This window comes from Chryseobacterium sp. KACC 21268 (genome assembly GCA_028736075.1).
GTDB lineage: Bacteria > Bacteroidota > Bacteroidia > Flavobacteriales > Weeksellaceae > Epilithonimonas.
Genome location: CP117875.1, coordinates 150,542 through 165,351 on the forward strand (window position 1 = coordinate 150,542; position 14,810 = coordinate 165,351).

Sequence of the window (14,810 nt, forward strand, 5' to 3'; positions counted from 1 at the left end):
TTGCAATCAACCCATAAAAAAAACCATCCCTAAAAAGAGATGGTTTTGTATTTAAAAACTTAGAATTCTTATTCTTCAGTTTTTTCTTCTGTAGAAGTTTCAGCAGCAGGCGTTTCTTCAACTTTAGCTTCAGTAGCTTCCACAGCAGCAGTTTCCTTTTTAGGAGCTGCAGTAGATCTTCTACTTCTTCTGGTTGTTTTCTTCTCTTCTGCGTTTGGATTATAGATCTCGTTGAAATCTACCAACTCGATCATTGCCATATCGGCAGCATCACCAAGTCTGAAACCAGTTTTGATGATTCTTGTGTAACCACCGTTTCTTTCAGCGATTTTAGGAGCTACAGTTCTGAACAATTCAGTTACAGCTTCTTTACTTTGTAGGTAAGAGAAAACTGTTCTTCTATTGTGCGTTGTATCTTCTTTAGCTTTTGTAAGGAGTGGTTCCACGTAAACTCTTAAAGCTTTCGCTTTAGCAACAGTAGTGTTGATTCTTTTATGTTCAATTAGTGAACAAGCCATATTAGCAAGCATTGCTTTTCTATGCGGGGCTGTTCTCCCTAAGTGATTTATTTTCTTTCCGTGTCTCATTGTAAGGATTATTTATCAGCGTCTAACTTATATTTTGCAACATCAAACCCGAAATTAAGTCCTTTTGAGTGAACCAATTCTTCAAGTTCTGTTAAAGATTTTTTACCAAAATTTCTGAATTTCATCAAATCAGATTTACTGAAAGATACCAATTCTCCAAGAGTTTCTACTTCAGCTGCTTTCAGACAGTTAAGGGCTCTTACAGAAAGATCCATATCTGCTAACTTAGACTTAAGAAGTTGTCTTGTGTGAAGGGTTTCTTCATCGTATTGGATAGAAGCTTTTACAGCCTCTGTCTCTAATGTGATTCTCTCATCGGAGAACAACATAAAGTGATAGATCAAGATCTTAGAAGCTTCTGTCAAAGCGTTCTGAGGTGTGATAGATCCATCAGTTTCAATATCCAATACTAATTTTTCGTAATCTGTTTTTTGCTCTACACGATAATTTTCGATACTATATTGTACTTTCTTGATAGGTGTAAAGATAGAGTCGATAGCAATAGTGCCAACAGGCGCATTGTTTGATTTGTTCTGATCAGACGGAACATATCCTCTTCCTTTTTCTACGTTGAAAGTAATTTCAAACGTTACATCTTTAGCCAAAGTTGCGATAACCAAATCTGGGTTAAGGATCTCAAAATTAACGATTGAATCTCCTAGATCTCCAGCAGTTACAACATCTTTACCAGAGATTTTTGCAGTTACCTGCTCGCTTCCTGGATTTTCAGTTTTTGCTTTAAGACGAAGTTGTTTAAGATTAAGAATGATTTCAGTAACATCTTCGATCACTCCTGGTATAGTTGAAAATTCGTGCTCTACGCCTTCTATTTTGATAGATGAAATAGCATATCCTTCCAGAGAAGATAGTAAAACTCTTCTCAATGCATTACCGATTGTAAGCCCGAAACCTTGTTCAAGAGGTCTGAATTCAAATTGACCTTTAAAATCAGTCGAGTTTAAAAGGATTACTTTATCGGGTTTTATAAATGTTAAAATTGCCATAGTCTGGTTGAGCAAAAATTTGAAAAAATTATTATTTAGAGTATAATTCGACGATTAACTGTTCTTTGATGTCCTCAGGAATCTGAATTCTCTCAGGAGCAGTCGTAAAAGTACCAGTTTTTTTCTCGTCATTGAATTGTAACCACTCATAATTTGCTTTGTAAGCTAGAGCGTCAGCAATTACTTCAAGAGATTTTGATTTCTCTCTGATAGCAATCACGTCACCAGCTTTTAGCAAATAAGAAGGAATGTTTACCAGCTCTCCGTTCACAGTAATGTGTCTGTGAGAAACTAGTTGTCTAGCTCCAGCTCTGGTTTTAGCAAAACCTAATCTGAAAACGACGTTATCCAATCTTGATTCGCAAAGTTGCAATAGGACTTCACCTGTTACCCCTTTACTTCTATGAGCTTTGTCGAAAAGGTTAGCAAATTGTTTCTCAAGGATACCGTACGTGTACTTAGCTTTTTGCTTTTCCATCAACTGTACTGCATACTCAGATTTCTTTGATCCTCTTCTTTTGTTTGCACCGTGTTGTCCAGGTGGTTGATTTTTTCTTTTCTCGAAGTTTTTGTCATCTCCGAAAATTGCTTGACCAAATTTTCTAGCAATTTTTGTTTTAGGGCCAATATATCTTGCCATTGTTTTAGATTTGAGGTTAAAAGATTATACTCTTCTTCTTTTAGGTGGACGACATCCGTTGTGTGGCATAGGCGTCACATCAACGATCTCGCTTACTTCAATCCCTGAGTTGTGTAAAGTTCTGATTGCAGACTCTCTACCAGCACCTGGACCTTTTACAAACACCTTAACTCTTCTAAGACCAGCTTCGAAAGCTACCTGAGAACAGTTTTCTGCAGCCATTTGAGCTGCGAATGGAGTATTCTTTTTAGAACCTCTGAAACCCATTTTACCGGCAGAAGCCCAAGAGATAACTTCTCCTGCTTTATTTGTTAAAGAAATTATGATGTTATTGAAAGAAGCTTGAATATGCGCTTCACCAATAGCCTCAACTTTTACTTTTCTTTTCTTAACTACTTTTGTTTGTTTTGCCATAATTCCTAACGATTATTTACTTGCTTTTTTCTTGTTAGCAACTGTTTTTCTCTTTCCTTTACGGGTTCTAGAGTTGTTTTTCGTTCTCTGGCCTCTTAAAGGTAGTCCTAGTCTGTGACGTATTCCTCGTTGGCATCCAATGTCCATCAATCGCTTGATGTTCAATTGCACTTCAGAACGCAGTTCTCCTTCAACTTTGATGTTGTCCAAGATATAAGTTCTGATTGCTGCCAATTCATCGTCATTCCATTCGTTGACTTTCTTGTCTTCGCTGATTCCAGCGCTTTTCAAAATTTCTGAAGCTGTTCTTCTTCCAACACCGTAGATGTAAGTAAGACCGATAACGCCTCTTTTGTTCTTTGGTAAATCAATACCTGAAATTCTCGCCATAATTTAATTTGGTTCTTAACCTTGTCTTTGTTTAAATTTAGGGTTCTTTTTGTTGATCACGAAAAGCACGCCTTTTCTACGTACAATCTTGCAATCAGCACTTCTTTTTTTGATAGATGCTCTAACCTTCATTTTGTTATTTTTAATATCTAAAAGTTATTCTCCCTTTAGTTAAGTCATAAGGAGAGAGTTCGAGTCTTACCTTGTCTCCAGGTAAGAGTTTAATATAATGCATTCTCATTTTACCAGAAATATGAGCAATCAATACGTGCCCATTTTCTAGCTCTACACGGAACTGCGCGTTCGAAAGTGCTTCCGTGATCACGCCGTCTTGTTCTATATGTTTCTGTTTAGCCATTTATTCTATTAAAGGTTTGATGATCTTGATAATTTAGATTGCATCAACCCATCATAATGATGGTTCAGCAGATATGTGTTAATCTGTTGAACGGTATCCAAGATAACGCCAACCATAATTAACAACGATGTTCCCCCAAAAAATAGGGCAAATCTATCTGTCTGAACAAACGCTCCGTGCACTACTGCCGGAAGGACTGCAAAGATAGATAAAAAAATTGCACCTGGCAAGGTTATCTTGGATAAAATATCATCCAGGTAATCTGCCGTCTCTTTTCCAGGTCTTACTTTCGGGATCAACCCACCATTACGCTTTAGATCATCAGCCATCTGATTTACAGGAATGGTAATTGCCGTATAGAAAAATGAGAAAATTATAATTAGTAATGCAAACAATACATTGTACTGCCAGCTAAAAACATTTTTGAAACCAGCCAAAAATGTATTGGATTCGTCAACTTTTGTAAGCAATCCCGGAACAAACATCAATGCTTGTGCAAAGATGATCGGCATTACACCTGCGGCATTCACCTTCAATGGGATCCATTGTCTAGCGCCATCCATCAAGTTTCTGCTTACGCCACCTCTTGCTTGAGCTCTACTTACATACTGGATCGGAATTTTTCTTACCGCAACTGATAATACAATTGCCAAAAGAACTACCAATAACCAGAAAATAATCTCCACCAAGATCATGATGCTTCCCAATCCACCTTTACCATTCTGTGTCAAAACTTCCTGATAAAATGCTGTTGGAAGGTCCGCAAGGATACCCACCATAATCAAAATAGAAATACCATTACCAATCCCTTTGTCCGTAATCTTCTCTCCTAGCCACATTGCAAATACAGAACCTGCTACCAGGATAATGATACTTGGCAACCAGAACATCACCGAGTTTGGATCGATGTAGTACGCGGATGCAAATTGTGAATAAGGCAAGAAAAATTGCGTTACCGATGTCAAATAAGAAGGCGCCTGTACAAGACAAACCGCGATCGTAAGCCATCTGGTGATCTGGTTCAAAGTGTTTCTTCCACTTTCTCCATCTTTTTGTAACTTCTGAAGGTAAGGGATCGCCATACCCATCAACTGTACAATGATCGAAGCAGAAATGTATGGCATAATTCCTAATGCCATAACAGAAGCACGGCTAAATGCTCCACCTGTGAAAGAAGACAATAAACCCAAAAGGCCGGCACCTTGTTGGTTCCCGCCTTGGTTTTTGTAATGTTGAAGTAAGTTTCCTACTTCTGCAGTGTTGATTGCAGGAAGAGAAACATACGATGCGAATCTATACACAAGGACCAACAAAAGCGTCAAGACGATTTTATCTCTAAGCTCTTTTAGGCTCCAAATGTTTTTAAGTGTTTGTATAAATTCTTTCATTAGTCAATAATTAAAGAGTCGTGATTGCTTTACCTCCAGCTTTGTTGATTGCTTCCTCAGCCGATTTAGTAAACTTATCAGCAGTGATAGAAATACCAGATTTCAAGTCACCTCTTCCTAGGATCTTTACTAATTCGTTTTTAGATGCAAGACCGTTTTCTACCAATACATCTCTAGTGATCTCACCAGTGATGTTTTTAGTATCGATCAAAGTTTGGATCGTATCAAGATTGATCGCTCTGAACTCTTTTCTATTAACATTTTTGAAACCGAATTTTGGTAATCTTCTTTGCAAAGGCATCTGTCCACCTTCGAAACCGATTTTCTGAGAATAACCAGCTCTAGCTTTTTGACCTTTATGTCCTTTTGTTGAAGTACCTCCGTATCCACTTCCCTGACCTCTACCAATTCTTTTTGTGCTGAATGTAGAACCAGTTGATGGTTTTAAATTATTTAAATTCATTGTTGTATTGTAATTGAGATTATAGATTAAAAGATAAGAGATAAGAGACGTCCTGATCAGAGTCTCTTCTCTCTATGTCTAATGTCTTATTTCTGAACTTCTAGTAAGTGGCTTACAGCAGCTATCATTCCTAAGATGGAAGGTGTAGCTTCGTGCTCTACTACTTGGTGAAGTTTTTTGAATCCTAAAGCTTCAAGCGTTCTTTTTTGGGTCTTAGATCTATTAATAGCGCTTCTAACTTGTTTTACTCTAATTGTTGCCATTATTATATTTATTAACCGTTAAACACTTTATCTAAAGAAACTCCTCTCATTCTTGCAATCTCTTCTGGTCTTCTGATGTCCAACAATGCGTTGAAAGTAGCTTTCACAACATTGTGAGGGTTAGAAGAACCTTTAGATTTTGACAATACATCGTGTACACCTGCAGATTCTAGTACTGCACGTACTGCACCACCAGCGATAAGTCCTGTACCGTGAGACGCAGGTCTCAAGAAGATATCAGCACCACCGTATCTTGCAGAAGTCTGGTGAGGAATTGTATGGTTGATCACAGGAACTTTTACCAAGTTTTTCTTAGCATCTTCTACAGCTTTCGCGATTGCAGAAGCAACTTCTTTAGATTTACCTAGTCCGTAACCGATGATTCCGTCCTCGTTTCCTACAACAACAATTGCAGAAAATCCGAAAGCTCTACCACCTTTGGTTACTTTAGTTACTCTGTTAACATCAACCAGACGATCTTTTAATTCTAATCCTCCAGGTTTAACTCTTTCTATATTACTATCTACCATGTTTTCTGAATTTTTAAAATTAGAATTTAAGACCAGCTTCTCTAGCACCGTCAGCAAGAGCTTTCACTCTACCGTGATACACGAATCCGTTTCTGTCAAATACAATATTCTCGATACCAGCTGCTTTTGCTTTTTCAGCAATTGCTTTACCTACTGCTGTAGATACTTCTGTTTTTGTACCCTTAGCGTCAACTCCTTTATCTCTAGAGGAAGCAGATACTAATGTTTTACCTTCTTTATCATCTACTAATTGTGCGTAGATCTCTTTATTACTTTTGAATACAGACAATCTTGGTAATGTAGCAGATCCTGAGATCTTACCTCTTACTCTTCTTTTGATTCTGTTTCTCTTCTCAACTTTTGTTAATGCCATTTTCTTAAATTTTATGCAGATTTACCGGCTTTTCTTCTAATGATTTCACCTACGAACCTAACACCTTTTCCTTTGTACGGCTCAGGCTTTCTGAAAGATCTGATCTTTGCAGCCACCATTCCAAGAAGTTGATTATCGTAAGAAGATAGTGTAACGATCGGGTTTTTCCCTTTTTCAGTCAATGTATCTAGTACAACTTCTTTTGGAAGTTCTAGAACGATACCGTGAGAGAATCCAAGAGCCAATTCTAATCTTTGGCCATTGTGAGACGCTCTGTATCCAACTCCTACTAATTCTAATTTCTTAGTAAATCCTGTAGTAGTACCAACAATCATATTGTTGATAAGCGCGCGGTACAAACCGTGAAGCGCTTTGTGCTCTTTTGAGTCAGAAGGTCGGCTGAATGTAAGTACGCCGTCTTCCTGTGTGAAGGTGATCCCTCCTGTAAGTTCCTGGATCAATTCGCCCTTTGGACCTTTAACTGTTACAACGTTATCTTTTTGAGAGATTGTAACACCAGCAGGAACTTCTATAATTGCTTTACCAATTCTTGACATTTTCCTTGTTTTAAAAAATTAATATACGTAGCAAATTACTTCACCTCCTACTTTCTCTTGTCTCGCTTTTTTATCTGTCATTACTCCTCTGGAAGTAGAGATAATAGCTACACCTAATCCGTTAAGTACTCTTGGAAGTTCTGTAGAACCTTTGTACTGTCTAAGACCTGGTCTAGAAGCTCTTTGGATAGACTTGATAGCCGGCTTGCTAGTTTGCTTGTCGTACTTAAGAGCGATTTTGATTGTTCCTTGAACCGCGCTATCCTCGAACTTGTAGTTCAAGATGTAACCTTGGTCAAAAAGAATTTTCGTAAGCTCTTTTTTGATTTTTGATGCAGGAATTTCCACCACTTTGTGGCCTGCGCTTTGTGCGTTCCTTACTCTTGTTAGGAAATCTGAAATTGGATCTGTTACCATTTCTTTGTTTTAAATTATTGGTTAATGACAATCAGTATTGAAAAGACTTGAAGATTAAAGACTTATATGGACCCGAATAATTCTTCGCCTGATCTCTTTACCTTCAGTATCTAAACAACTTAATTGTCATTTTGATTTTCTTAATTTCATTATATTCTAATAAACAATGTCAAAAAGAATAATAGTCACCCAGAGAAATAATAATTTTCTGAGCGGGTGCAAAAGTACAAAAAAAATTAATAGTATTTATTTTTTTCTTTGTCCTTGAGTTGATTCAATTTATCCTATATTTATTAAAATACAGCTGACTTATAAAAATATAGAAGTCAGCTGTAAAAATTTTAATTGCTTACCAACTAGCTTTTTTCACGCCTGGGATAAGTCCGTTGTTTGCCATTTCTCTGAAAGTTACTCTGGAAATTCCGAATGTTCTCATATATCCTCTAGGTCTTCCTGTCAGTTTACATCTGTTGTGTAATCTTACAGGAGAAGCATTTTTAGGTAACTTCTGTAGTGCATCATAATCTCCAGCTTCTTTCAAAGCTTTTCTTTTTTCAGCATATTTAGCTACAGTAGCTTCTCTTTTGCGCTCACGCGCTTTCATTGATTCTTTAGCCATCTTAGTTCTTTTTGAACGGTAAACCGAAGTGAGTTAATAATGATTTTGCTTCTTTGTCAGTTTTCGCAGTCGTTACGAAAGTGATGTCCATCCCTTGGATTTTCTTCACTTTGTCGATCACGATCTCTGGGAAGATAATTTGCTCAGTGATTCCTAAATTATAATTACCTCTACCGTCGAAACCATCAGCTTTGATACCAGAAAAATCTCTAATTCTTGGTAGTGCAGAAGATGTCAATCTGTCTAAGAATTCATACATTTTATCAGCTCTAAGAGTTACTCTAGCTCCGATCGGCATTCCTTTTCTTAGTTTGAAAGCAGCCTCATCTTTTTTAGATAAAGTACCTACAGCTTTTTGTCCAGTGATTGCAGTCAATTCTTCTACAGCATAATCCACGATTTTTTTATCTTGAACAGCTGCACCAAGTCCTTGGCTGACAACGATCTTCAATAATTTAGGAACCTGCATTACAGATTTGTACCCAAATTCTTCCATCATTGCAGGAACAATTGTGTCTTTATATTGTTGTTTTGGTCTTACTATATATTCCATCGTAAATTTTAATTATAAAGTTTCTCCAGTAGTTTTCGCTACTCTTACTTTTTTGTCTCCTTCTACTTTGGTTCCAGTCTTAGTAGCTTTCCCGTCTTTGTCAACAAGTGCTACGTTTGAAATGTGTAAAGAAGCTTCTTTTTCAACAATTCCACCTTGAGGGTTGGAAGCAGACGGCTTAACGTGTTTTTTCACGATGTTGATACCTGCAACGATCACTCTTGGATCTTTACCTTCTTTTCTGATTACTTCAAGAACTTCACCTTTGCTACCTTTATTTTTTCCAGTAGTTACCAGTACGTTGTCTCCTCTTTTTATTTTAACTTTTGTCATTTTTTCTAAAATTTTAAAATTAAAGTACTTCAGGAGCTAATGAAATAACCTTCATATATTCTTTGTCTCTCAACTCACGAGCAACCGGTCCGAAAACACGTGTTCCTCTCATCTCTCCTCCAGCGTTTAGCAAAACACAAGCGTTGTCTTCGAATTTGATGTATGAACCATCTTTTCTACGTACTGCTTTTTTAGTTCTTACTACTACCGCTTTAGATACTTGACCTTTTTTTGCGTTTCCTGATGGTGTAGAATCTTTGATAGTCACTACAATTTTATCACCAACAGAAGCATATCTTCTTCTAGTACCACCTAGAACTCTGATCACTAGTACTTCTTTAGCACCTGTGTTATCAGCAACTTTTAATCTTGATTCGGTTTGTAACATTATTTAGCTTTTTCTATGATTCTTACTAATCTCCATCTTTTGCTTTTACTCAAAGGTCTAGTTTCTGTGATCAAAACTGTATCGCCCTCTGTGCACTCGTTGTTCTCATCGTGTGCAGTATATTTTTTCGTTTTCAAAACGAATTTACCGTACATTGGATGTTTTACTCTCGTAGTTTCACTAACAACAATAGTCTTTTCCATTTTATTGCTGGAAACTATTCCGATTCTTTCTTTTCTTAAATTTCTGTCCATTGTAAAAAGGAATTATTGTTTGTTAGTTAACTCTGTGTTAAGTCTTGCGATTGATTTTCTCAAATCTCTGATTAAGATCGGATTCTCAAGTGGACTGATCTTGTGAGCTATCTTCGTTTTCGCGTAGTTAGCTTTAGCTTCAGCCAATTGGTTTTGTAGATCCTCTTTGCTTAAATTTTTGATGTCAGCGTTTTTCATTTTAATAGAGATTATAGAGGTTTAACAAAATCATTAGCAACTACGAACTTGGTAACGATCGGTAACTTCTGAGCAGCAAGCCTAAGCGCTTCTTTTGCTACTTCGTAAGGTACTCCACCAACTTCGAACATAATTTTACCAGGTTTCACTACGGCTACCCAATATTCTACAGCACCTTTACCTTTACCCATCCTTACTTCGGCTGGTTTCTTGGTGATAGGCTTGTCTGGGAATATTTTGATCCATAACTGACCCTCTCTTTTCATATATCTTGTCGCAGCGATACGAGCTGCTTCAATTTGTCTTGCAGTAATCCAAGCTCCTTCAGTAGCTTTGATCCCGAAAGTTCCGTAAGCGAGTTGATTCCCTCTTTGGGCAATCCCCTTCATCTTCATCTTATGAACTCTACGGAATTTGGTTCTTTTTGGTTGTAACATAATTTTAAATTTTAGATTTTAGAATTTAGATTTTAAAAAAGTAACGGTCATTTAAAAACTGGCCTCTAAAATTTTATTAATTATTTCTTCTTGGTTTTCTGTCGCCTCCTCTGTTCTCTCTGTCTCCGCCTCTGTCATTTCTGTCATTACGTCCTCCAGAAGGTGCTTTTTTCTGTTGTCCTACAAGTGGAGTAAGGTCTCTTTTACCGTACACTTCTCCTTTCATAATCCAAACTTTCACTCCTAATTTACCATACTGGGTCAATGCTTCACCGATGTGATAATCGATATCTGCACGGAAAGTAGATAAAGGAATTCTTCCGTCTTTGAAGTTTTCAGAACGTGCCATTTCAGCGCCGTTCAATCTTCCAGAGATTTGAACTTTGATACCTTCTGCACCCATTCTCATTGTAGAAGCGATTGCCATTTTCACAGCTCTTCTGTAAGAGATACGGTTTTCAATTTGCTTCGCAATGCTGTCAGCAACAAGTACTGCATCTAGCTCAGGTCTTTTGATCTCGAAGATATTGATCTGGATATCTTTTCCAGTCAATTTTTTCAACTCTTCTTTTAGTTTGTCAACCTCTTGTCCTCCTTTACCGATAATTAAACCTGGTCTAGCAGTTGTGATAGTTACAGTTACTAATTTAAGTGTTCTCTCAATATATATTTTTGAAATACCACCTTTAGCTAATCTTGCCTCAAGGTATCTTCTGATTTTGTAATCTTCAGCGATTCTATCACCGTAGTTTTTACCTCCATACCAGTTAGAATCCCATCCTCTGATGATACCTAATCTGTTACCGATTGGATTTGTCTTCTGTCCCATACCTTGAATTAATTTTTAGTACCTAAGATTAATGTAATGTGGTTAGATCTCTTTCTGATTCTGTAACCTCTACCTTGTGGAGCTGGTCTTAGTCTCTTCAATTGTCTTGCGCTATCCACAAATATTTCTTTTACAACTAGGTTTGCCTCCTCGATGTCAGCACCTTCGTTTTTTGATTGCCAGTTAGCAATTGCAGAAAGTAATACTTTTTCCAATTTCTCAGAAGCACCTTTCTTAGAATATTTTAGAATAGACAAAGCTTTTTCTACCTCTACTCCTCTAATGATATCAGCAACTAATCTCATTTTTCTTGGAGAAGACGGGCAGTCGTTGTGCAACGCTTTTGCCACATCTTGGTTTGCTATTTTACGTGCTAATGCACTTTCTCTTTTTCTTGATCCCATGATTATCTACCTCCTTTATTTTTGTTACCACCGTGACCTCTGAAAGATCTTGTCGGAGAAAATTCGCCTAGCTTGTGTCCTACCATGTTTTCTGTAACATAAACCGGGATAAAGGATTTCCCGTTGTGTACTGCGATAGTCTGACCTACGAAGTCTGGAGAGATCATAGACGCTCTAGACCAAGTTTTGATTACAGTCTTTTTATTAGACTCTATATTTGCCTGAACCTTTTTATCTAAAGTATGATGAATAAATGGTCCTTTTTTAAGTGATCTTGCCATAATTATTTACGTTTAGATATGATATGACGGTTAGACGCTTTGTTTTTCTTTCTAGTTTTGTAACCTTTAGCCGGCATACCGTTTCTAGATCTTGGGTGACCTCCAGAAGAACGTCCTTCACCACCACCCATTGGGTGATCTACAGGGTTCATTACTACTGGTCTTGTTCTAGGTCTTCTTCCTAACCATCTGCTTCTACCAGCCTTACCTGATACAGTCAACTGATGGTCTGAGTTAGAAACAGATCCAACCATTGCATAACACTCAGTAAGGATCATTCTAGATTCTCCTGAAGGCAATTTAACGATTGCATATTTTCCGTCTCTTGAAGTTAATTGAGCGGATGATCCAGCACTTCTAGCAAGAGTAGCACCTTGTCCTGGCTTCAATTCGATACAAGAAATTACAGTTCCTAGTGGAATACTTTTCAGTTTCATTGCGTTACCAACATTTGGCTCTACGCTTTCTCCTGAGATGATTACTTGATCTACTTTGATTCCGTTTGGAGCGATGATATATCTTTTCTCTCCGTCTGCGTACTCAACTAATGCGATGAAAGCAGTTCTATTTGGATCATATTCTACAGTTTTTACCGTTGCTTCAACATCATGTTTGTTTCTTTTGAAGTCGATAATTCTGTATTTCTTTTTGTGTCCACCGCCGGTGTAACGCATGGTCATTTTACCAGTTTGGTTACGTCCACCTGACTTACTAATACCAACTGTTAGAGATTTCTCTGGTTTGTTGGTAGTAATTTCCTCAAAGTTGTTTACAACTCTGAATCTCTGTCCCGGGGTGATAGGTTTTAATTTTCTAACAGACATTACTCTTATTTATAAATTAATTAATTAGTTGCGAAAATATCAATAACTTCTCCAGCTGCCAATGTTACAACAGCTTTTTTCAATTTATTGGTTTTCCCAACTTGAAGTCCTTGTTTAGTGTTTTTAGTAGAAACTTTAGGCGCATAAATCATAGTTCTAACGTCCGCTACTTTTACACCATAATGTGCTTCAATAGCACTTTTGATCTGAATCTTATTTGCTTTTGGAGCAACTAAGAAAGAATAAGCACCTCTCAACTCTGTAAGATAGTTTGCTTTTTCTGAAATGATTGGTTTAATAATAAGTGACATGATTTATTTCTTTAAGTTTTCCTGAAATTTTTCTACTGCATCTTCCAAGAAGATAATCTCACCTGCGTTGATCAAATCATAAGAAGAAATCTCATTATAATTCAAAACTTTAGTTTTAGGTAAGTTTCTTGAAGATAAATATACATTCTTGTTAGATTCAGGAAGTACGAATAATGATTTCTTACCTGTAAGAGTCAAAGCATCCAACAATGTGATGAATTCTTTTGTCTTAGGCGCATCAAAACTGAAGTTTTCCAATACTCTAACGCTGTTGTCTTTCAATTTTTGAGAAAGTACAGATTTCTTAGCTAATCTTTTCAAAGATTTGTTCAATTTGAAACGGTAATCTCTTGGTTTTGGACCAAAAACTCTACCTCCACCTTTGAAAGTTGGCGACTTGATATCACCATATCTAGCAGATCCAGAACCTTTTTGCTTCTTAAGCTTTCTGGTAGAACCTGTGATCTCGCTTCTTTCTTTTGATTTGTGAGTACCTTGACGCTGAGCAGCAAGATATTGTTTAACCTCTAAGTAAACCGCGTGCTGGTTTGGCTCAATTCCGAAAACAGTTTCGTCAAGAGTTACTTTTCTTCCGGTTTCTTTTCCTGATGTATTTAATACTACTAGTTCCATTTTCTGATAATTACATAAGAATTTTTCGCTCCCGGAATAGCACCTTTTACTACTAAAAGATTTTGTTCCTCATCTACTTTTAACACCTGAAGGTTTTGAACAGTTACCTGCTTACCTCCCATTCTGCCTGCCATTCTCATCCCTTTGAATACTCTAGATGGATCTGAACCCGCACCGATAGAACCTGGAGCTCTAAGTCTGTTGTGCTGTCCGTGAGTTGCCTGCATTACACCTCCAAAGCCGTGTCTTTTAACAACACCTTGGAAACCTTTACCTTTTGAAGTTCCTGTAACATCTACGAATTCTCCTTCGCCGAATAATTTTACAGTTACATCTTCTCCTACTGTTACTTGGTCTACGAATTCTCTGTAGAACTCTACCAACTTAGCTTTAGGAGTTGAACCAGCCTTTTTAAAGTGGCCGGCTAACGCTTTACCAACGTTCTTCTCACTCTTGTCATCGAAACCTAACTGAACAGCTTTGTAACCGTCCTTCTCAATGGTTCTGACCTGTAAAACCGAGCATGGACCTGCTTGAATAACGGTACAAGGCAAGTTTTTGCCGTTCTCGTCAAACAGAGATGTCATCCCGATTTTTTTTCCAATAATACCTGACATTATTTATATATATCTATTATATTAAAACTTAACACTCTAGCGGTTTTCGTAATGTACTATGTTTGAAATAGGCATACTCCTTCCCTAAAATGAGTGTGCAAATGTAAGAATATTTTTTATATTGACAAATAAATATTCGGAAATTATTTGATAATTTGTGAGTTACGTGATTTTGGGAAAATATTCTCCCGGAAAGGATATTTTGAATGACGGATTTATAATTCAGGATTTTTCTCCTGATATTTATTCTTGTGTTTTTTCACAGCCGCATCGATGGAATAACATTTATGGATATTCTCTGCCTGCTTGGACAATTCGGCGATTTTGACAAAGTAATCGTGAAGCTGATCTAGTTCTTTTTCGGTAAGATCTTCGATATCAACCATTCTGTTGCTCGCCTGTTTGCTGGCTGCGATGAGTTCATTAAGTTTAAGCTGAATTGCCTTTCCGTCTTTGTTCTGCGCTTTTTGAATTAAGAAAACCATCAGAAACGTAATAATGGTTGTCCCGGTATTGATGACAAGCTGCCAGGTTTCGGAGTAATTGAAAATCGGACCGCTGACTGCCCATATAATTACGATAAGAACTGCACCGATAAATGCGTAAGAACTTCCGGTAAAAGTTGTTGCCCAGTTTGAGAATCTTTCAAACAGATTTTTATTGTTCATTTTTTTTTTTTCAAAGTTAAACATTCGTTGTGATGCTTTTTTGAATTTTGTTTTATAAGAATTCCTTTTACCTTTTC

The 14,810-nt window shown here is 37.1% G+C and carries 29 protein-coding genes; all 29 read right to left on the reverse strand.

The genetic code is table 11. The features are described from left to right. Positions 1-68: 68 nt before the first annotated feature. Positions 69-587: a 50S ribosomal protein L17 gene (gene rplQ, locus PQ459_00725; protein WDF47018.1), complete on the reverse strand. Its 519-nt coding sequence runs from the start codon at positions 585-587 to the stop codon at positions 69-71. An 8-nt stretch (positions 588-595) separates the two neighbouring features. Continuing rightward, the gene (locus PQ459_00730) at positions 596-1,591 is read right to left on the reverse strand and encodes a DNA-directed RNA polymerase subunit alpha (GenBank protein WDF47019.1); all 996 of its coding nucleotides are present in this window, start codon (positions 1,589-1,591) and stop codon (positions 596-598) included. Between the two features lie 31 nt (positions 1,592-1,622). Then, complete coding sequence (rpsD, locus tag PQ459_00735; protein ID WDF47020.1) at positions 1,623-2,231, reverse strand: 30S ribosomal protein S4; 609 nt, start codon at positions 2,229-2,231, stop codon at positions 1,623-1,625. A 24-nt stretch (positions 2,232-2,255) separates the two neighbouring features. After that, entirely contained in the window at positions 2,256-2,645 is a 390-nt protein-coding gene (gene rpsK / locus PQ459_00740) for a 30S ribosomal protein S11 (GenBank protein WDF47021.1), read from the reverse strand. Positions 2,646-2,657: 12 nt separating this feature from the next. Beyond that, positions 2,658-3,035 (reverse strand): 30S ribosomal protein S13, encoded by a 378-nt coding sequence (gene rpsM, locus PQ459_00745; protein WDF47022.1) that lies wholly within the window; start codon positions 3,033-3,035, stop codon positions 2,658-2,660. Between the two features lie 15 nt (positions 3,036-3,050). Next, positions 3,051-3,167, reverse strand: a complete 117-nt coding sequence (rpmJ, locus tag PQ459_00750; GenBank protein WDF47023.1) for a 50S ribosomal protein L36 — start codon at positions 3,165-3,167, stop codon at positions 3,051-3,053. Between the two features lie 10 nt (positions 3,168-3,177). Then, the gene (gene infA / locus PQ459_00755; GenBank protein WDF47024.1) at positions 3,178-3,393 is read right to left on the reverse strand and encodes a translation initiation factor IF-1; all 216 of its coding nucleotides are present in this window, start codon (positions 3,391-3,393) and stop codon (positions 3,178-3,180) included. Between the two features lie 8 nt (positions 3,394-3,401). Then, positions 3,402-4,781 (reverse strand): preprotein translocase subunit SecY, encoded by a 1,380-nt coding sequence (gene secY / locus PQ459_00760; protein ID WDF47025.1) that lies wholly within the window; start codon positions 4,779-4,781, stop codon positions 3,402-3,404. Between the two features lie 10 nt (positions 4,782-4,791). After that, positions 4,792-5,244 carry a 50S ribosomal protein L15 gene (rplO, locus tag PQ459_00765; protein ID WDF47026.1) on the reverse strand — a complete coding sequence of 151 codons (453 nt, stop codon included), beginning with the start codon at positions 5,242-5,244 and terminating at the stop codon, positions 4,792-4,794. An 86-nt stretch (positions 5,245-5,330) separates the two neighbouring features. Beyond that, positions 5,331-5,507, reverse strand: a complete 177-nt coding sequence (gene rpmD / locus PQ459_00770; protein ID WDF47027.1) for a 50S ribosomal protein L30 — start codon at positions 5,505-5,507, stop codon at positions 5,331-5,333. An 11-nt stretch (positions 5,508-5,518) separates the two neighbouring features. Then, complete coding sequence (rpsE, locus tag PQ459_00775; GenBank protein WDF47028.1) at positions 5,519-6,037, reverse strand: 30S ribosomal protein S5; 519 nt, start codon at positions 6,035-6,037, stop codon at positions 5,519-5,521. Between the two features lie 19 nt (positions 6,038-6,056). Further along, positions 6,057-6,410, reverse strand: coding sequence for a 50S ribosomal protein L18 (rplR, locus tag PQ459_00780; GenBank protein ID WDF47029.1), 354 nt, complete (start codon positions 6,408-6,410; stop codon positions 6,057-6,059). An 11-nt stretch (positions 6,411-6,421) separates the two neighbouring features. Continuing rightward, a complete protein-coding gene (gene rplF / locus PQ459_00785; GenBank protein ID WDF47030.1) occupies positions 6,422-6,967 on the reverse strand; it encodes a 50S ribosomal protein L6 in 546 nt (181 codons plus the stop codon). An 18-nt stretch (positions 6,968-6,985) separates the two neighbouring features. After that, positions 6,986-7,384 (reverse strand): 30S ribosomal protein S8, encoded by a 399-nt coding sequence (rpsH, locus tag PQ459_00790; GenBank protein WDF47031.1) that lies wholly within the window; start codon positions 7,382-7,384, stop codon positions 6,986-6,988. A 349-nt stretch (positions 7,385-7,733) separates the two neighbouring features. Next, complete coding sequence (rpsN, locus tag PQ459_00795; GenBank protein ID WDF47032.1) at positions 7,734-8,003, reverse strand: 30S ribosomal protein S14; 270 nt, start codon at positions 8,001-8,003, stop codon at positions 7,734-7,736. Position 8,004: 1 nt separating this feature from the next. After that, a complete protein-coding gene (gene rplE, locus PQ459_00800; protein WDF47033.1) occupies positions 8,005-8,556 on the reverse strand; it encodes a 50S ribosomal protein L5 in 552 nt (183 codons plus the stop codon). A 12-nt stretch (positions 8,557-8,568) separates the two neighbouring features. After that, entirely contained in the window at positions 8,569-8,889 is a 321-nt protein-coding gene (gene rplX / locus PQ459_00805) for a 50S ribosomal protein L24 (protein ID WDF47034.1), read from the reverse strand. Between the two features lie 19 nt (positions 8,890-8,908). Beyond that, positions 8,909-9,277 (reverse strand): 50S ribosomal protein L14, encoded by a 369-nt coding sequence (rplN, locus tag PQ459_00810; GenBank protein WDF47035.1) that lies wholly within the window; start codon positions 9,275-9,277, stop codon positions 8,909-8,911. Continuing rightward, entirely contained in the window at positions 9,277-9,531 is a 255-nt protein-coding gene (gene rpsQ, locus PQ459_00815) for a 30S ribosomal protein S17 (GenBank protein ID WDF47036.1), read from the reverse strand. The genes rplN and rpsQ overlap by 1 nt, the downstream gene beginning before the upstream one ends. A gap of 12 nt (positions 9,532-9,543) precedes the next feature. Further along, positions 9,544-9,729, reverse strand: a complete 186-nt coding sequence (gene rpmC, locus PQ459_00820; protein ID WDF47037.1) for a 50S ribosomal protein L29 — start codon at positions 9,727-9,729, stop codon at positions 9,544-9,546. Between the two features lie 11 nt (positions 9,730-9,740). Beyond that, positions 9,741-10,166, reverse strand: coding sequence for a 50S ribosomal protein L16 (gene rplP, locus PQ459_00825; protein ID WDF47038.1), 426 nt, complete (start codon positions 10,164-10,166; stop codon positions 9,741-9,743). Positions 10,167-10,242: 76 nt separating this feature from the next. Then, positions 10,243-10,995: a 30S ribosomal protein S3 gene (gene rpsC / locus PQ459_00830; GenBank protein ID WDF47039.1), complete on the reverse strand. Its 753-nt coding sequence runs from the start codon at positions 10,993-10,995 to the stop codon at positions 10,243-10,245. An 8-nt stretch (positions 10,996-11,003) separates the two neighbouring features. Continuing rightward, on the reverse strand, positions 11,004-11,399 hold the full coding sequence (rplV, locus tag PQ459_00835; protein WDF47040.1) for a 50S ribosomal protein L22: 396 nt from the start codon (positions 11,397-11,399) through the stop codon (positions 11,004-11,006). 2 nt (positions 11,400-11,401) lie between these two features. Further along, entirely contained in the window at positions 11,402-11,680 is a 279-nt protein-coding gene (rpsS, locus tag PQ459_00840; protein WDF47041.1) for a 30S ribosomal protein S19, read from the reverse strand. A 2-nt stretch (positions 11,681-11,682) separates the two neighbouring features. Further along, positions 11,683-12,504: a 50S ribosomal protein L2 gene (rplB, locus tag PQ459_00845; GenBank protein WDF47042.1), complete on the reverse strand. Its 822-nt coding sequence runs from the start codon at positions 12,502-12,504 to the stop codon at positions 11,683-11,685. A gap of 20 nt (positions 12,505-12,524) precedes the next feature. Then, the gene (gene rplW, locus PQ459_00850; GenBank protein ID WDF47043.1) at positions 12,525-12,815 is read right to left on the reverse strand and encodes a 50S ribosomal protein L23; all 291 of its coding nucleotides are present in this window, start codon (positions 12,813-12,815) and stop codon (positions 12,525-12,527) included. A 3-nt stretch (positions 12,816-12,818) separates the two neighbouring features. Continuing rightward, positions 12,819-13,448, reverse strand: a complete 630-nt coding sequence (gene rplD / locus PQ459_00855) for a 50S ribosomal protein L4 (protein ID WDF47044.1) — start codon at positions 13,446-13,448, stop codon at positions 12,819-12,821. Next, entirely contained in the window at positions 13,439-14,065 is a 627-nt protein-coding gene (gene rplC, locus PQ459_00860; GenBank protein ID WDF47045.1) for a 50S ribosomal protein L3, read from the reverse strand. Before rplC ends, rplD begins: the two co-directional genes overlap by 10 nt. A 215-nt stretch (positions 14,066-14,280) precedes the next feature. Next, positions 14,281-14,733: a low affinity iron permease family protein gene (locus PQ459_00865; protein ID WDF47046.1), complete on the reverse strand. Its 453-nt coding sequence runs from the start codon at positions 14,731-14,733 to the stop codon at positions 14,281-14,283. Between the last annotated feature and the right edge of the window lie 77 nt (positions 14,734-14,810).

Coding starts and splice junctions, on each gene's coding strand:
- rpsE (WDF47028.1), bottom strand. CDS start 6,037: ATGGTAGATAGTAATATAGAAAGAGTTAAACCTGGAGGATTAGAATTA.
- PQ459_00730 (WDF47019.1), bottom strand. CDS start 1,591: ATGGCAATTTTAACATTTATAAAACCCGATAAAGTAATCCTTTTAAAC.
- rpsC (WDF47039.1), bottom strand. CDS start 10,995: ATGGGACAGAAGACAAATCCAATCGGTAACAGATTAGGTATCATCAGA.
- rpsM (WDF47022.1), bottom strand. CDS start 3,035: ATGGCGAGAATTTCAGGTATTGATTTACCAAAGAACAAAAGAGGCGTT.
- rplB (WDF47042.1), bottom strand. CDS start 12,504: ATGTCTGTTAGAAAATTAAAACCTATCACCCCGGGACAGAGATTCAGA.
- rplO (WDF47026.1), bottom strand. CDS start 5,244: ATGAATTTAAATAATTTAAAACCATCAACTGGTTCTACATTCAGCACA.
- rpsD (WDF47020.1), bottom strand. CDS start 2,231: ATGGCAAGATATATTGGCCCTAAAACAAAAATTGCTAGAAAATTTGGT.
- rplQ (WDF47018.1), bottom strand. CDS start 587: ATGAGACACGGAAAGAAAATAAATCACTTAGGGAGAACAGCCCCGCAT.
- rpsH (WDF47031.1), bottom strand. CDS start 7,384: ATGGTAACAGATCCAATTTCAGATTTCCTAACAAGAGTAAGGAACGCA.
- rpmJ (WDF47023.1), bottom strand. CDS start 3,167: ATGAAGGTTAGAGCATCTATCAAAAAAAGAAGTGCTGATTGCAAGATT.
- rplE (WDF47033.1), bottom strand. CDS start 8,556: ATGGAATATATAGTAAGACCAAAACAACAATATAAAGACACAATTGTT.
- rpsS (WDF47041.1), bottom strand. CDS start 11,680: ATGGCAAGATCACTTAAAAAAGGACCATTTATTCATCATACTTTAGAT.
- PQ459_00865 (WDF47046.1), bottom strand. CDS start 14,733: ATGAACAATAAAAATCTGTTTGAAAGATTCTCAAACTGGGCAACAACT.
- rplV (WDF47040.1), bottom strand. CDS start 11,399: ATGGGATCAAGAAAAAGAGAAAGTGCATTAGCACGTAAAATAGCAAAC.
- rplR (WDF47029.1), bottom strand. CDS start 6,410: ATGGCATTAACAAAAGTTGAGAAGAGAAACAGAATCAAAAGAAGAGTA.
- infA (WDF47024.1), bottom strand. CDS start 3,393: ATGGCTAAACAGAAACATATAGAACAAGACGGCGTGATCACGGAAGCA.
- rpmC (WDF47037.1), bottom strand. CDS start 9,729: ATGAAAAACGCTGACATCAAAAATTTAAGCAAAGAGGATCTACAAAAC.
- rpsN (WDF47032.1), bottom strand. CDS start 8,003: ATGGCTAAAGAATCAATGAAAGCGCGTGAGCGCAAAAGAGAAGCTACT.
- rplF (WDF47030.1), bottom strand. CDS start 6,967: ATGTCAAGAATTGGTAAAGCAATTATAGAAGTTCCTGCTGGTGTTACA.
- rplN (WDF47035.1), bottom strand. CDS start 9,277: ATGTTACAAACCGAATCAAGATTAAAAGTTGCTGATAACACAGGTGCT.
- rpmD (WDF47027.1), bottom strand. CDS start 5,507: ATGGCAACAATTAGAGTAAAACAAGTTAGAAGCGCTATTAATAGATCT.
- rpsQ (WDF47036.1), bottom strand. CDS start 9,531: ATGGACAGAAATTTAAGAAAAGAAAGAATCGGAATAGTTTCCAGCAAT.
- rplW (WDF47043.1), bottom strand. CDS start 12,815: ATGTCACTTATTATTAAACCAATCATTTCAGAAAAAGCAAACTATCTT.
- secY (WDF47025.1), bottom strand. CDS start 4,781: ATGAAAGAATTTATACAAACACTTAAAAACATTTGGAGCCTAAAAGAG.
- rpsK (WDF47021.1), bottom strand. CDS start 2,645: ATGGCAAAACAAACAAAAGTAGTTAAGAAAAGAAAAGTAAAAGTTGAG.
- rplP (WDF47038.1), bottom strand. CDS start 10,166: ATGTTACAACCAAAAAGAACCAAATTCCGTAGAGTTCATAAGATGAAG.
- rplD (WDF47044.1), bottom strand. CDS start 13,448: ATGGAACTAGTAGTATTAAATACATCAGGAAAAGAAACCGGAAGAAAA.
- rplX (WDF47034.1), bottom strand. CDS start 8,889: ATGACAAAAGTTAAAATAAAAAGAGGAGACAACGTACTGGTAACTACT.
- rplC (WDF47045.1), bottom strand. CDS start 14,065: ATGTCAGGTATTATTGGAAAAAAAATCGGGATGACATCTCTGTTTGAC.